At 70.1% G+C, this 13,535-nt stretch carries 15 protein-coding genes; 10 read left to right on the forward strand and 5 right to left on the reverse strand.

Translation table 11 applies throughout. The features are described 5' to 3' along the window. The first annotated feature begins 106 nt into the window (after positions 1-106). Genes APZ15_RS30750 through APZ15_RS30760 form a run of 3 tightly spaced genes read left to right on the forward strand, consistent with a single transcriptional unit; the run spans position 107 to position 1,784 of the window. Positions 107-871: an RNA polymerase sigma factor gene (locus APZ15_RS30750; RefSeq protein ID WP_080981954.1), complete on the forward strand. Its 765-nt coding sequence runs from the start codon at positions 107-109 to the stop codon at positions 869-871. Continuing rightward, a complete protein-coding gene (locus tag APZ15_RS30755; RefSeq protein WP_027791777.1) occupies positions 868-1,284 on the forward strand; it encodes a hypothetical protein in 417 nt (138 codons plus the stop codon). Before APZ15_RS30750 ends, APZ15_RS30755 begins: the two co-directional genes overlap by 4 nt. Beyond that, positions 1,281-1,784 (forward strand): periplasmic heavy metal sensor, encoded by a 504-nt coding sequence (locus tag APZ15_RS30760; RefSeq protein WP_027791776.1) that lies wholly within the window; start codon positions 1,281-1,283, stop codon positions 1,782-1,784. Before APZ15_RS30755 ends, APZ15_RS30760 begins: the two co-directional genes overlap by 4 nt. Positions 1,785-1,928: 144 nt before the next feature. Here APZ15_RS30760 and APZ15_RS30765 read toward each other — a convergent pair whose 3' ends face one another. Then, positions 1,929-2,723 (reverse strand): alpha/beta hydrolase, encoded by a 795-nt coding sequence (locus tag APZ15_RS30765; RefSeq protein WP_027791775.1) that lies wholly within the window; start codon positions 2,721-2,723, stop codon positions 1,929-1,931. A 775-nt stretch (positions 2,724-3,498) separates the two neighbouring features. On the opposite strand from APZ15_RS30765, the gene APZ15_RS30770 reads away from it, so the two are divergent. From APZ15_RS30770 to APZ15_RS30785, 4 genes are all read left to right on the forward strand, one after another. Then, positions 3,499-4,893 carry a DUF1800 domain-containing protein gene (locus tag APZ15_RS30770; RefSeq protein ID WP_027791774.1) on the forward strand — a complete coding sequence of 465 codons (1,395 nt, stop codon included), beginning with the start codon at positions 3,499-3,501 and terminating at the stop codon, positions 4,891-4,893. Between the two features lie 2 nt (positions 4,894-4,895). Next, positions 4,896-6,053 (forward strand): DUF1501 domain-containing protein, encoded by a 1,158-nt coding sequence (locus tag APZ15_RS30775; protein WP_034196061.1) that lies wholly within the window; start codon positions 4,896-4,898, stop codon positions 6,051-6,053. A gap of 44 nt (positions 6,054-6,097) precedes the next feature. After that, a complete protein-coding gene (locus tag APZ15_RS30780; RefSeq protein WP_027791772.1) occupies positions 6,098-6,316 on the forward strand; it encodes a YXWGXW repeat-containing protein in 219 nt (72 codons plus the stop codon). 198 nt (positions 6,317-6,514) lie between these two features. Then, positions 6,515-6,913: a lysozyme inhibitor LprI family protein gene (locus tag APZ15_RS30785; protein WP_027791771.1), complete on the forward strand. Its 399-nt coding sequence runs from the start codon at positions 6,515-6,517 to the stop codon at positions 6,911-6,913. 46 nt (positions 6,914-6,959) lie between these two features. On the opposite strand, the gene APZ15_RS30790 is transcribed toward APZ15_RS30785, so the two are convergent. Both APZ15_RS30790 and APZ15_RS42635 read right to left on the reverse strand, forming a co-directional pair. Beyond that, a complete protein-coding gene (locus APZ15_RS30790; protein ID WP_027791770.1) occupies positions 6,960-8,153 on the reverse strand; it encodes a tyrosine-type recombinase/integrase in 1,194 nt (397 codons plus the stop codon). Between the two features lie 97 nt (positions 8,154-8,250). After that, entirely contained in the window at positions 8,251-8,607 is a 357-nt protein-coding gene (locus APZ15_RS42635) for an SDR family oxidoreductase (protein WP_335338884.1), read from the reverse strand. 172 nt (positions 8,608-8,779) lie between these two features. On the opposite strand from APZ15_RS42635, the gene APZ15_RS30795 reads away from it, so the two are divergent. Further along, complete coding sequence (locus tag APZ15_RS30795; protein WP_027791769.1) at positions 8,780-9,160, forward strand: DUF4377 domain-containing protein; 381 nt, start codon at positions 8,780-8,782, stop codon at positions 9,158-9,160. 9 nt (positions 9,161-9,169) lie between these two features. On the opposite strand, the gene APZ15_RS30800 is transcribed toward APZ15_RS30795, so the two are convergent. Then, entirely contained in the window at positions 9,170-10,558 is a 1,389-nt protein-coding gene (locus APZ15_RS30800) for a DHA2 family efflux MFS transporter permease subunit (RefSeq protein WP_027791768.1), read from the reverse strand. A 150-nt stretch (positions 10,559-10,708) separates the two neighbouring features. Between APZ15_RS30800 and APZ15_RS30805 the strand changes: the two genes are divergently transcribed. Beyond that, positions 10,709-11,569: a LysR family transcriptional regulator gene (locus APZ15_RS30805; protein ID WP_027791767.1), complete on the forward strand. Its 861-nt coding sequence runs from the start codon at positions 10,709-10,711 to the stop codon at positions 11,567-11,569. 85 nt (positions 11,570-11,654) lie between these two features. On the opposite strand, the gene APZ15_RS30810 is transcribed toward APZ15_RS30805, so the two are convergent. Next, positions 11,655-12,005, reverse strand: coding sequence for a VOC family protein (locus APZ15_RS30810; protein ID WP_011355015.1), 351 nt, complete (start codon positions 12,003-12,005; stop codon positions 11,655-11,657). 260 nt (positions 12,006-12,265) lie between these two features. Here APZ15_RS30810 and APZ15_RS30815 point away from each other — a divergent pair, with 260 nt between their 5' ends. Beyond that, a complete protein-coding gene (locus APZ15_RS30815) occupies positions 12,266-13,405 on the forward strand; it encodes an LLM class flavin-dependent oxidoreductase (RefSeq protein ID WP_011355016.1) in 1,140 nt (379 codons plus the stop codon). Positions 13,406-13,535: the final 130 nt, after the last annotated feature.

Consider the following 13,535-nt stretch of genomic DNA (forward strand, 5'->3'; position numbering starts at 1 on the left):
TCCGGTCTATTACCGGCCCGCGCCGGTCGTCGTATATTGAGCGCGCCGGCCGCCGCTCGCGCGACCGGGCGGCCGGCATCCGATCGAACCGATCGACACGATCGCCATGCGGCCTGAAACCGATGCCGATGAAACGGACCTTGCCGATGCCGTACGCGATGCGTGCGGCGATCCCGAACCGCCGGTGTGGCGGGGCCGGGTAATGGCGCGGCGCATGCAAGGAGAGCACGACGATGAGCTTCGGTCTGCCGACAGGCGCATTCACGAGCGCGCCGCGGCACAGACGCGCGATGCGCTGGAGCGCCCCGCGTTGAGCGACGGCGATCCGGACGCCGCGCTGGTGGCACGGGTCGGCGCGCGCGACGCGTCGGCCGTGCGCGTGCTCGTCGCGCGCAAGCTGCCGCGGCTGCTCGCACTCGCGACGCGCATGCTCGGCGACCGCACGGAAGCCGAGGACGTCGCACAGGAGACGTTCTTGCGGATCTGGAAACAGGCGCCGGGCTGGCGCGAGGGCGAGGCGCGGTTCGACACGTGGCTGCATCGCGTCGTGCTGAACCTGTGCTACGACCGCTTGCGCGGCCGCCGCGAGGAACCGGTCGACGTGTTGCCCGACGTGCCCGATCCGCAACCGGAGCCGGCCACCCGCGCGGAGACCCGCTCGCGCGACGCGCGCGTGCGGCAGGCGCTCGCGGCGTTGCCGGCGCGGCAGCGCGAAGCGCTCGTGCTCCAGTACTATCAGGACATGTCGAACATGGAGGCGGCCGACCTGATGGGCATTACCGTCGACGCGCTGGAAAGCCTGCTCGCGCGCGCGCGGCGAAACTTGCGCGCGCAACTGGCCGGCGATTCACCTAGCGAGGACATCCGATGACACCCGAACGATTTCGTACCATCGTCGCCGCGTACGGCTCGGATGCGCGGCGCTGGCCGGACGGCGAGCGCGCGGCCGCCGAGGCATGGGCGCGCGCGCATCCGGGCGACGCGTTGGCGGCGCTGGACGATGCCGCCGAACTCGACGCGTGGCTCGCCAGCGATACGGTCGCACCGCCCGCGCCGGCGCTCGTCGAGCGCATCGTCGCGACGGCGCCCGCTCCGCGGCGCACGCGGCGGCGGGGCACCGTGTGGTGGTCGGGTGCGGCATTCGCGGGCGTGGGCCTGGCCGGCGCGCTCGCGGGCGCGGTGGCCGTGTCGATGCTGATGCTCGGGAGCGTGCCGCCTGCGCACGAGCAGGGCTACCTGACAACGACGTTCGGCGGACCGAGCGTGGACTGGAGTGATGAATGAGTGAGCGTGGCTGGAAATTCGTCCTCGTCGGTTCGGTCGTGCTGAACGTATTCATGCTCGGCGCGATCGGCGGCGGCGCGTATCAGTGGTTCTCGACGCATCGCGACCTGCGGGCCGCGGGCGCGCCTGCGTCGCGCACCGCATTGCGTTTCGCCGCGGACGAGTTGCCGGACACGCGCCGGCAGGAATTCGCCGCCGCGCTGAAGGCGGCACGCAAGGACGGTCGCGATTTCGCGCGGGAAGGGCGCGACGACCGGATCACCGTGCTGGATCTGCTCGCCGCGCCGCAACTCGATCGCACGGCGATCGACGCCGCGCTCGACCGCACGCGTGCGGCCGATACCGCGCTGCGTGCGCAGGTGGAGCGCAGCGTCGTCGATTTCGCGGCGACGCTGACGCCGGACGAGCGCGCGAAGTTCGTCGACGGGTTGCGGCGTAGCGGCAACTGGCGGTTGCCGCCGAGGTTGCAGAAGAAGCAGGGCGAGGCGGGGAGTCAGTAAGGAAACGCGGCGCGGGAGACGTGCGGCGGCGCGCCTTTCCTGCGCTGTGCAACGCGTACGCGGAACGCTGGTCGGCGATGCTTTCAGGCACGCTTTCGCGAACGATCGCAACGCGACCACGGCCGCGTAACGCGACGGATACGTTCAACGTGCCAGCATCCACGCGGAGATCGCGTCGACCACGCTGCTCTCCAGGCCGTTGAAGCCGTGATAGGCGAACGCTTCGCACGGATCGCCCCGGGACGTGCCGCCCGACACGATCATCCGTTCGGCCTTCGGCGATGCATCCAGTTTCTTCAACAGCGTATCCGTTTCGGACACGGGGCAATGCTTGCAGCCGTCGTTCTGGTGATGAACGACGAGCACCGGAATCCTGAGGCTGGCCAGGTTCATGTCGGTGACCGCGGTACCGCCTCGATCTTCACGGAGGATCGTGGACGTCAGCACGATACCGTCCGGCCCGCCGCCACCGGCCAGCGCGATCGCAACGGCAGCGGCGGACTGGGTGCCGCGGCTCGTCCCGACCAGCCAGACCGGCACGTGCAGTTGCTCCCTCAACCACGCGATCACGGCACGCGCGTCGTCGGCGTGTTCCTTCGAGAGTCGAAAGCCGTTGAGGTAGGGCGCGGATTGCCGGTCGCTCGGTGCATCGATGACCGCGACAGCGATACCGTCATTCACGAACAGCTGCCTGGTGCGCACGAGAAAGTTGCCTGCGCCCCATCCGAACCGGCCGGACGGGTCCAGTTGCAGCCCGCCGTGTCCGCCGGCGTAAAGGATGGCCGCGGCTTTCGGCGCATCCGGCGCGATGAAGAGAAACCGCTGGGTGACTCCGGGACGGGTCGGGACGTCGACGACCCTCGGCTGGCCCTGCGCGTGAGCGGGATAACCGTGCAGCGCCAACGCCGCGGCGAGCAGCCACGCGCGTGCCCGGCGCATGGCCGGACGCTTCGCACCGAAGCAACGAAACCGCGCGTGCAAGCTGACGGGAAGTGGGTTCATCGTAGCGGTGGCCGGCGCATTCCGCCGTGGCCGGCCGGAGTGCGGCAGCTTCTCCTGTTCAATGTAGCGGCGCCACGTCGACGCGAGTGTGCCGGGCCGTGGCTGCCTGAACCGTCGTGTTCCACCGGACGCGCGGCGTTCAAGGCGATTCGGCAACCTGAACGATTTCGCCGATGTAGCGCCTGAGGTCGCGCGCGTCGTCCTTCATGCGAATCGATCGGCAAAGGCGACAACGGGAGCCGGCAGCAGGATGGCGAGCAGCGTGGTCACGGCCGATCTCCGGTTGCGTCGAATTCTTGCTCCGGGGCGGGGCGACGATACCTCCGTGACCCGGAGCGATACATTCCATTGAGTCTAGGCCGCTTTCCGGGAACGGCAAGCGCCGGGCGGATATCGGCGACAAGGCGGCATTCGACCCGTCCAGGGTTTCGGCCGACGCACCATCCGGCCGGGCCCATGCCGGTCAGGCGGGCGAAAGCCTGTCGGCCGAATGTCGAAGCGTGCCCGTCCCTCGGCGGGGCACGGGGCGGCGTTGCGGCGGCTGAGCGATCCGTCGATGCGCGGCCACCGCCGGTCGAATCCGCGCTGGAAACCCGAACGGCGACACACACGTTTTCAAGTCCGCGCGACAAACCCGAAATATTCGTCTTCCCGGCGACGGATTTCCCGCCGGCCGACGTTTAACACGGGTACGCATCGCAAGAGCCCCGCCATGGACCACCCGAACGACATCACCCCGGCCGCCATCGCGCTGAACCGCTTCGGTCTCGGCGCGCGGGCCGACGAAGCGCCGCCTGCCGACCCGAAGGCGGCGCTCGTCGCGCAATTCGACCGTTACGAAGCGCGGCCGGCCGCGTGGGCCGGCGAGCCCGACGCGGTGGCGCTCGCCACGCGCTTCGCGAACGCGCGCAATGCGATGACCGGCGACGATCCCGCAACGAAGCGCGCGACCGAGCAGTCGATCCGGCGCGACGGCAACGACACGTATCGCAGCGCCGTCGTCGCGCGGGTCAACAGCGCGTTGAACACGCCCGCGCCGTTCGTCGAGCGTCTCGTGCATTTCTGGGCGAACCATTTCGCGGTATCGGTCGACAAGGGGCCGGTGGCGGCCTACGCGGGCGCGTTCGAACGCGACGCGATCCGCCCGCACGTGCTCGGCCGTTTCGAGGACATGCTGGTTGCCGTCGAGCAGCATCCCGCGATGCAGCTGTTCCTCGACCAGGCGCGCTCGGTCGGCCCCGACAGCCCGGCCGCGCTGCGTGCCGAAGCGCGCAATCCGTCGGGCAGGCGCGGGCTCAACGAGAATCTCGCGCGCGAAATCATGGAACTGCATACGCTTGGCGTACGCACGGGTTATACGCAAGCCGACGTGACGGAATTCGCGCGCGCGCTGACCGGCTGGAGCATCGCCGGCGGGCGCGGCCCGCAGCCCGGCGATGCGGCGCCCGGCGCGTTCGTGTTTCGCCCGAAACTGCACGAGCCCGGCGTGCGGACCGTGATGGGGCGCAGCTACGACCAGCCCGGCGAATCGCAGGCCCGCGCGATCCTGCACGACCTCGCGCATTCGGAGGCGACCGGTCGGCATATCGCGTTCCAGCTCGCCCGTCATTTCGTCGCCGACAATCCGCCGCCCGCGCTGACCGACCGGCTGGCCCGCGCATTCGACGCGAGCGGCGGCGATTTGCCGACCGTCTATCGCGCGCTCGTCGACGCGCCCGATGCGTGGTCGCCGGTCAACCGCAAGTTCAAGACGCCGTGGGAGTGGGCCGTTTCTTCGCTGCGCGGGCTCGGCTGGCACGACACGGGCGACCTGAAGGCCGCGCCGCTGCTCGCGCAGCTCGGCCAGCCGGTGTGGCGGCCGGGCTCGCCGGCCGGCTACGACGACGTGGCCGCGAGCTGGGCCGCGCCCGATGCGCTCGTGCGCCGCGTCGAGCTGGCGCAGCGGCTGGCCGCGCGCACGGGCGACCGGCTCGATCCGCGCACGCTCGGCAATACGCTGCTCGCGGGTTCGTTGAGCGCACCGACGGCGACCGCGTTGTCGCGTGCCGAAAGCGCGACCACGTCGCTCGCCTTGCTGCTCGTATCGCCCGATTTCCAACGGAGATGACCATGGCACTGTCCCGCCGACAATTCCTGCGCGTGGCGGCCGCCGGCGCCGGCGCGATGCTCGTCGCGCCGCGGATCGTATTCGCGAACGTCGAGACCGACCGGCGCTTCGTGTTCGTGATCCAGCGCGGCGCCGCCGACGGCCTGAACACCCTGGTGCCGTATGCCGAACCCGCGTATGCGTCGCTGCGCGGCCCGCTGGCGATCGACACGGCGGCCGCGACGCGGCTCGACGGCACGTTCGCGTTGCATCCGTCGCTCGTGCAGACCGCGCAGTTGTACCGCGACGGGCAGGCGCTGTTCGTTCATGCGATCGCGTCGCCGTATCGCGACCGCTCGCATTTCGACGGCCAGAACGTGCTCGAGACGGGCGGCCGTGCGCCGTACCAGGTGAAGGACGGGTGGCTGAACCGGCTCGCCGCGCTGCTGCCGGCGACGCGCGAAAGCGCGATCGCGTTCGCACCGACCGTGCCGCTCGCGCTGCGCGGCACCGTGCAGGCGGCGTCGTACGCGCCGTCCGGTTTGCCGGCCGCGCCGGACGACCTGCTCGCGCGCGTGTCGGCGCTCTACGAGGCCGACGCGCAGCTCGGCCCGTTGTGGCAATCGGCGATGGATGCACGCGGCCTCGCCGGCGATGCGCATGCGCGGCAGGATCCGGCGGGTGTCGGCAAGCTCGCCGCGACGTTTCTCGCGCGCGACGACGGCCCGCGCATCGCGATGATCGAAACGGGCGGCTGGGACACGCACAGTGCGCAGAACGCGCGGCTCGCGAATCAGCTGAAAGCGCTCGATACGCTGCTCGCCGCGCTGCGCGACGGCCTCGGGCCCGCATGGCAGCAGACCACGGTGCTGGTGGCGACCGAGTTCGGCCGCACGGCCGCCGCGAACGGCACGGGCGGCACCGATCACGGGCAGGCGTCGGTCGCGATGCTCGCGGGCGGCGCGGTCGCGGGCGGCCGCGTGATCGCCGACTGGCCGGGGTTGCGGCCGGGCGACCTGTACGAAGGGCGCGACCTGAAGCCGACCGCGTCGCTCGACGCGCTGATCTCGGGCGCCGCCGCCGAAAGCCTGCGGCTCGATCCGCACCGCACCGAGTCCGCGCTGTTCGCCGAAAGCGGCGCGATGCGGCCGATGAGCGGGCTGATTCGCGGCACGGCGTGATGCGCGCCGATTCATTCACGACACAAAAGGGAGAATGCAAGATGATGAAGATCAGGTCCGTTTCGCTCACCGTGCTGGTAGCGGCCAGTGCGACGCTGATGTCCGCCTGCGTGGTCGAGCCCGTGCGGCCGCCGCAGCCGGCACCGGTCGTCGAGGTGCCGCCGCCGATGCCCGCGCCGGGCTATCGCTGGGCGAAGGGGCATTACCGGTGGGCCGGCAATCACTGGGCGTGGGTGCCCGGGCACTGGGTGGGCGTGTACTGATCGGGCGTGACGTGCCGCGCGGCGTGCGGCGAGGGTGTGGGGAAGCGGCATCGTGTATTGAACTGCGATGCACGTTGCCCTAAGCTGCCGGATCCCGGCGACGGGCTTCCGGCGACGGGCATCCGGCGACGGGCATTCCCGTTCGTCCGCCACGGCGAGCCGATCCGCGGCCGCCGATTTCTTCGTTACGGCACCCACATGAAAGCATGGCTCGTTGCGCTGGCCGTCGTCGCCGGCATGACCGGCGCGCACGCCGCGTCGTTCAACTGCACGAAGGCGTCCACGTTCGTGGAGCGTGAAATCTGCGCCAATCCGACGTTGTCGCGTCTCGACGATGCGCTCAACGCTGATTTCCAGCACATGCTCGACGACTTCAGCAACTATCCGGTCGAGCATCCGCCCGAGCACGAGCAGCTCATGGCGACGCAGAGGGCGTGGCTGAAGACGCGTAACCGCTGCACGACGACGCAGTGCCTGATCGACAGCTACCGCAAGCGCATCGACGTGCTGTGCGGCCAGATCGACGTGCCGGCGAAAAGCGACCGCGCGAAATGCCGCAGCAACGGCGGCCTGGGCGGGCTCGAACTCGATCACTGAGCGCCGACGCGGCGTGCGAGCCGGGAGCCGTCAGGCCGGTGCGCGCCTACCACCCGATCCGGTGCTTCTCCTCCGTCTCGCGATGCCGCCAGTCGTCGTCCGCATGCAGGTACTGGCTCGTCGTCGTGAGCGACACGTGGCCGAGGTTGTCGCGCACGAGCCGCAGGTCGACGCGGCCGTCGGCCATGTGCGAGCCCGCGCTGTGGCGCAGCCAGTGCGCGGATGCCTGTTCGAGCACGCGTGCCTGCTGCTCGCCGGCTTCGCCGTTCGCGCGCAGCCGGTCGGCCGCGTGCCGGAACACCTGCTTCACGATCCGGTGCAGCGCCGCGCGCGTGAGCGGCTTGCGCGCCTGGCCGACCGGCAGCACGAGCGGCGTGGACTCGCCGTCGGACGGCAACGCGGGCAGGCCGTGCGCGCGCCGGTAGCGCGACAGCTCGGCCATCATTTCGTCGGTGGCCGGCACGAGCCGCTGCCGGCCGCCTTTGCCCGTCACGTCGAGCCACCAGCGGTCGCGTCCGTCCGCGTCGCGCCGGCAGAAGAACTGGCCCATCGTCGTGTCGGCCGCTTCGGTGATGCGCAGCCCGCCGAGATACAGCAGCGTGAAGAGCCACCGCGCGCGGTCCGCATGGAAGCCCGCCCGCGCGTCGTCGCGCGGCATCGCGGCGATCGCCTCCTTGACCGACTGCCACAGCGGTTGCCCGAGATGGCGCGTGACGCGCGGTGCGGGCCGGCGCTGCCGCTGGCGCGACAACGCGAGCGGATTGCCGGCCAGGTAACCGGCCTGCACGAGCCACGAGAACATCACGTTCAGGATCACCAGCGCCTGCCGCTGGCTGGCCGCCGACAGCGGCCCGTAGAACGGCCGCCAGCGCGGATCGTCGCGCGGATGCTTGCGTCCGCCGTTCGCGCACCACAGCTCGGCCGGCGCGGGCGCGAGCAGGAACTGCCGGTAGACGATCAGATCTTCGTGCGTAAGCGACGACAGCGGCTTGCCGCACGCGATCACGGCCCACAGCAGCAGGCGCTCGGCTTCCTTGCGGTAATTCTGGAACGTGGTCGGTGTGTCGACGAAGCGCGCGAGCCAGGCGCGCACCGCGTCGAGGTCGTTGGTCGCGGCAATCTGCGGATGCGTGCCGGTCGAGCGGTTGGTGCCCGTGCGTCCGTCGAGCGCGGCCGGCACGGTCAGCGCATCGATCGGCAGCGGGCGCAGCGCGGCGTCGGACGGAACGGGTGAGGTCATGCGAAGCGGGGTGTGCTGAGCGGATCGTACGCGTGGAGGCGGGCGGACGAATGCAGCGCGATCAGGCCAGTCGGGAAGCGTCGATGGTACACGATCATCACACGGTGAACCCGCCGTCGACGGCGATCGCCTGACCGGTAATGAAGCGCGCGGCGGGCGCGCACAGCCGCGTCATCGTTTTCGCGATGTGGCGGTGACTTGCCGAGCCGCGCCATCCGCGTGGCCGGTATGCGTTGCGCCTTGTCGTCGCGGTTTTCCGGGCGGCCGGTGCTCGTCGATCCGGCGCTGCCGCCGGGGAACACGCGGAAACCGCACTCGATTCCGTCGGGCGTGCGCAGGCCCGCGCTGGGCGAGATACGGCGGCAGGGCCGCGGGCGCCGTGGTCATTCGGGTTGTCTCCTGTTGCGGGCACCGGGTCGGCAGGGCTGAACAGGCCCCGCCGTCCGGCGTGCACGTGAGAGCCGCCGGCGGCGATGCGTGCGGCTGAACCGGATCACGGTAACGGACCGGCGCGCGCGCGACATCCCACGAATGAAGGTGGCGGCCCCGTTTCTGTAAGGTGTTTGTGAACTTTCCCGCGGCGACGATTTCTAATCGGCCCTCCAACGCTTCCTGAGGAACATCAGATGATTCGCCAATCCAGAACGCTGCTCGGCGCGGCCGTCATTGCCGGCAGCACGCTCCTCGCCGGATGCCAGACCGACGCGGTCACCACGGCGCCGAACGCGGCGCGCCCGGCCGACGGCAAGCCGGTGACCAGGACCGTCCAGGTCGCGCCGCAATCCGCGCGATGCACGGGCGTCGCGCCGATGGAGTGCCTGCAGGTGCGAAACGGCCCGAACGAGCCGTGGAGCCTGTGGTACGCGGGCATCGAAGGCTTCGCTTACCAGCCCGGATACCAGTACACGCGTGAAATCGACGAATACCGCGTGGCTCGGCCGCCGGCCGACGGCTCGTCGATTCGCTGGGTGCTCAAGCGCGTCGTCGAGCGCCGTCAGGTGAACTGACGGCCGCGCTCACGCGGACGGGCGCGCTGCGGCACCGGCCGGCGGCGCGGCCGTATCGATTCGCCGGAACACGACGGACGACAGCAGCGTCACCCCACCCATGCACGCGAACGACAGCATGAATCCGTGCGCCATCGAGCCCCGATAGGCGGCAAACAGGTTGACGAGGCCGCCGCCGATCGACACGCCGAGCCCCATCGCCAGCATCTGCATCATCGTGAACAGGCTGTTGCCGCTGCCGGCATCGGCATGCGACAGCCCCTTGAGCGTCACGCCGTTCATCGCCGCGAACTGCATCGAGTTCGCGGTGCCGAACACGATCAGCAGCACGCTTTCCAGTAGCGGCGCGGGCCGCACCGACACCAGCGCGAACCCCGCGATCGCGCACCCGACGATCCCCGTATTCACGACCAGGAACGCCGCATAGCCGAAGCGCTTCACGAGCGGCGCGATCCAGCGTTTCGCGATGACCCCCGCGATCGCGGCCGGCAGCATCATCAGCCCCGATTGCAGCGGCGTATAGCCGAGCTGCACCTGCATCAGCAGCGGCAGCATGAACGGCACCGAGCTCGTGCCGATCCGGCACAGCAGGTTGCCGAGCAGCCCCGAACCGAAATTCGGCTCGCGGAACAGCCCGAGCCGAAACAGCGGCTGCGCGCGGCGCCGCGCGTACGGCAGGTACGCGAGCGCGCTCGCCAGCCCGAGCGCCGCGAGCCCGGCCGCCCATGCGGCGCGATGCGCGGGCATCGGCGGGTCGATCGCGAGCGACAGCGCGATCATCGCGACCGACAGCAGCGCACAGCCGACGAAATCGAAGGGCGGCGGTTGTGTCGCCTGGTCGTGCGGCAGGTAGCGCTGCACGGCGAGGAAGCCGACCACGCCGACCGGCACGTTGACGATGAACACCCAGTGCCACGAAATCGCCTGCGTGAGCCAGCCGCCGAGCGTCGGCCCGACGATCGGGCCGAGCTGGCCGGCGGTCGACACGAACGCGATCGCCGCGACGTACTGTTCGCCCGGCACGCGGCGCAGCACGGCGAGCCGCCCGATCGGCAGCAGCATCGAGCCGCCGATGCCCTGCAGCGCGCGCGCGGCGACGAGCTGGCCGAGCGTATGCGACGCCGCGCAGCCGATCGATGCGAGCACGAACACGAGAATCGCAATCGAGAACACGCGGCGCGTGCCGAACCGGTCGGCCAGCCAGCCGGACGCCGGCGTGAGCATCGCCATCGTCAGCGTATAGACGACCACGACGGGCTGCATCGCGAGCGGCGACGCGTGCAGGCTTTGCGCGATCGAAGGCAGGGCGGTGTTGACGATCGTCGTGTCGAGCGACTGCATGAAGAACGCAGCGGCGACGATCCAGAGCAGCGCGGAGTGTGTGGGTTCCCGGGACATGGCGGATTCGATGGTGCGAAGGCCGGCGCGGGCGGCGCGTCGGCACGGCGCCAGCCGGTCTTCAAGCGCACGATGGTACCGATTCCGATGGTCATCGGGAAGCTGCCTGATGACGTTGACTGTCATCGGAAACAACGATGACAATGCGGGATGCTCAATCCCGTCTGGCTCAAGACGTTCGCGACCGTCACGAACTGCCGCAGCTTCACCGAAGCGGGCCGGCAGCTCGGGCTCAACCAGTCGAGCGTCAGCGAACACATCCGTCGTCTCGAAGAAAGCGTCGGGCGGCGGCTGTTCGTGCGCGACACCCATTCGATCGCGATGACGGCCGACGGCGAGGCGCTGCTCGTGCATGCGAACGTGATCCTGCAGGCGCTGAACCGCGCGGAATCGCAATTCCGCAAGCCGAGGCTGCAGGGCCTGGTGCGGCTCGGCGCGCCGGACGATCTCGCGCTCGTCGCGTTGCCGGACGTGCTGGCCGGGTTTCGCGCCGCGCACCCGGACGTCGCGCTGGAGATCACCACCGGCATGACGAGCCGGCTCTACGAAGGGCTGGACGCGGGGGCGCTCGACCTGATGATCGGCAAGCGGCGGCTCGGCGAGCGGCGCGGCACGCCGCTCCTGCGCACGCGGCTCGAGTGGGTCGCGCGGCCCGGCACCGTCGTCGATCCGGAGCGGCCGCTGCCGCTTGTGCTGGTCGCCGAGCCGAGCGTGACGCGCGCGATCGTCCTGAACGCGCTCGCCGAGAAGGGCATCGGCTGGGAAGTCGTGTGCTCGAGCAGCAGCCAGCCGGGCTGCATCGCGGCCGCGCGCGCGGGGCTCGGCTTGACCGCGACGTCGCACTATTTGTCGACGGGCGGGCTGGCGCCGCTGGTCAACGGCGGCGCGCTGCCCGAGCTGCCCGACATCGAATTCATCGCGCTGGCCGCGAAGCGGCTCAGCCAGCCGGCGCGCACGCTGCTCGAATTGCTGGAAGCGAGCGACCTGAGCACACCGGGCGCGAACGCGTAACGGGCTCGCCACATGCGACGCGCCCGGCTCCGGCGCCCGCGCAACGCGATGTGACGCGCTCCATCATGCGACCGTCATGCGGCCGTCACGCAGCCCGCTTCTGCGAAATCACCAGCAGCGCGCCGTTCTTGTCCTCCAGCACCGCGCGGTATTCGTGCGGCCCGGCCTGCACGGGCACGCGCACCGACGCGCCGGCCTTCACGACCCGCGCCATCGCCGCATACAGGTCGTCGTCCTCGTCGACGCGCAGCGTGAGCGCCGCGCGCTCGACGATCTGCTCGTCGCCCGCGACCAGCGCGATCGTCAGCGGGCCGCCGTCGAGCGCGCAATAACGATCGCCGTCGCGGAACTTCACGTTCAGGCCCAGCCCGTCGACGAACAGCGGCAGCGCCGTGTCGATGTCGTCGACGGGATACAGCAGCATCGAAACCTTCATCCCGGATCTCCCTTGTCTTGATGTGGGCGGCGTGCAACGTGCCGCCGTTCGATGCTAGCGCGCCGTTCGTGCGCTCACGCAGTCCGATCGGATGACCGTGAAACCCCTCTGTCCCCGCATGCGTGCCGATACTCCGAACAGACGATGCCCGCGCCCGGCCGCGCGCCGACACTCCCATCCGTGGACCGTCGCTATTCGTCCGTATCGTGCGGGCGGGCTGCGCGACCCCGACTCGTCCAACATACATGGAGACGCACGCAATGAAGTTTTCCCTCATCTACGAAGCCCAGACCACCGACGCATCGCGCGAGGGCGACCACCGGGTATTCAAGGAGACGGTCGAACAGGCGCTGCTCGCCGAGCAGGTCGGCTTCGACACGATCTGGTGCGTCGAGCACACGTCGCTGACCAACTATGCGCACATGAGCGCGCCGGAAACCTTCCTTGCGTACCTGGCCGGCCGCACGACGCGCATCGGCCTCGGCCACGGCGTCGTGTGCCTGCCGCCCGCGATGAACCACCCGATCAAGGTCGCCGAGCGCGTCGCGCTGCTCGACATCCTGTCGGGCGGCCGCGTGCACTTCGGCGTCGGCAAGGGCGGGAGCCAGCAGGAAGCCGGCGCGTTCGGCTACGACCTCAACGAGCTGCAGCCGATGATCGACGAATCGATGTACCTCGTGCCGAAGATGTTCGTGCAGGACGAGATCGAGCACGACGGCAAGTACATCAAGATCCCGAAGCGTCCGATCCACCCGAAGCCGTTCCAGGACCCGCACCCGCCGATGTACCTCGCGTGCACCAACACCGACGCGCTACTGCGCGCCGGCCAGCGCGGGATGGGCGCGCTGGTGCTCGGCTTCGGCGGCCCCGATGAAGTCGCGAAGAAGAACGCCGTGTATCGCGAAGCGTGGGCGAACCGCAAGCCGGAAGACCAGGTCGGCTTCCGCCCGACCCAGCACCTCGCGGCGCTGTGCCCGACGGTCGTGATGGCCGACGGCCAGGCCGCCCGCAAGATCGGCATCCGCGGCCAGCGCTACTTCATGGAATCGCTCGCGTACTGGTACACGGGCGGCGAGCGTCCGGACCCGGCGAAGTGGGGCGACGACCTCGTGCAGGCCGACACCGGCGAGATGGTGATCCGCTCGCGCTTCGCGTCGGAGGAAGTCGTCGTGAACTTCGCCGATCCGGCGCTCGCGATGATGAACCCGAACCACGCGTACGGCACGGTGGACGACTGCATCGGCTATGTCGGCCGCCTGCAGGAAGCCGGCGTCGACGAAGTGCTGTTCCTGTGCCAGATGGGGACGGTGCCGCACGAAGCGCAGATGGAGACGATCCGCAATATCGGCGAGCACGTGATCCCGTTCTTCAACAAGGAGAAGGAGCGTGCCTGCGCGTAAGGCGGGGCGGGCCGCGCCCGTCGTCCCGTCCGGTCGGACGATGCGGCGCGGTCGCGCGAAGCCGACCATCGGTGGTGGCGAGCATCGCCCGCGGCCAGACCGCGCCGGACAACTTTGAACGAGAGCGGGG

Source organism: Burkholderia cepacia ATCC 25416 (genome assembly GCF_001411495.1).
GTDB classification, from domain to species: domain Bacteria; phylum Pseudomonadota; class Gammaproteobacteria; order Burkholderiales; family Burkholderiaceae; genus Burkholderia; species Burkholderia cepacia.

What these genes read in the sequence shown, in the direction of transcription:
- APZ15_RS30750 (WP_080981954.1), top strand. Translation starts at nt 107, where the DNA reads ATGCGGCCTGAAACCGATGCCGATGAAACGGACCTTGCCGATGCCGTA.
- APZ15_RS30755 (WP_027791777.1), top strand. Translation starts at nt 868, where the DNA reads ATGACACCCGAACGATTTCGTACCATCGTCGCCGCGTACGGCTCGGAT.
- APZ15_RS30760 (WP_027791776.1), top strand. Translation starts at nt 1,281, where the DNA reads ATGAGTGAGCGTGGCTGGAAATTCGTCCTCGTCGGTTCGGTCGTGCTG.
- APZ15_RS30765 (WP_027791775.1), bottom strand. Translation starts at nt 2,723, where the DNA reads ATGCGCCGGGCACGCGCGTGGCTGCTCGCCGCGGCGTTGGCGCTGCAC.
- APZ15_RS30770 (WP_027791774.1), top strand. Translation starts at nt 3,499, where the DNA reads ATGGACCACCCGAACGACATCACCCCGGCCGCCATCGCGCTGAACCGC.
- APZ15_RS30775 (WP_034196061.1), top strand. Translation starts at nt 4,896, where the DNA reads ATGGCACTGTCCCGCCGACAATTCCTGCGCGTGGCGGCCGCCGGCGCC.
- APZ15_RS30780 (WP_027791772.1), top strand. Translation starts at nt 6,098, where the DNA reads ATGAAGATCAGGTCCGTTTCGCTCACCGTGCTGGTAGCGGCCAGTGCG.
- APZ15_RS30785 (WP_027791771.1), top strand. Translation starts at nt 6,515, where the DNA reads ATGAAAGCATGGCTCGTTGCGCTGGCCGTCGTCGCCGGCATGACCGGC.
- APZ15_RS30790 (WP_027791770.1), bottom strand. Translation starts at nt 8,153, where the DNA reads ATGACCTCACCCGTTCCGTCCGACGCCGCGCTGCGCCCGCTGCCGATC.
- APZ15_RS30795 (WP_027791769.1), top strand. Translation starts at nt 8,780, where the DNA reads ATGATTCGCCAATCCAGAACGCTGCTCGGCGCGGCCGTCATTGCCGGC.
- APZ15_RS30800 (WP_027791768.1), bottom strand. Translation starts at nt 10,558, where the DNA reads ATGTCCCGGGAACCCACACACTCCGCGCTGCTCTGGATCGTCGCCGCT.
- APZ15_RS30805 (WP_027791767.1), top strand. Translation starts at nt 10,709, where the DNA reads ATGCTCAATCCCGTCTGGCTCAAGACGTTCGCGACCGTCACGAACTGC.
- APZ15_RS30810 (WP_011355015.1), bottom strand. Translation starts at nt 12,005, where the DNA reads ATGAAGGTTTCGATGCTGCTGTATCCCGTCGACGACATCGACACGGCG.
- APZ15_RS30815 (WP_011355016.1), top strand. Translation starts at nt 12,266, where the DNA reads ATGAAGTTTTCCCTCATCTACGAAGCCCAGACCACCGACGCATCGCGC.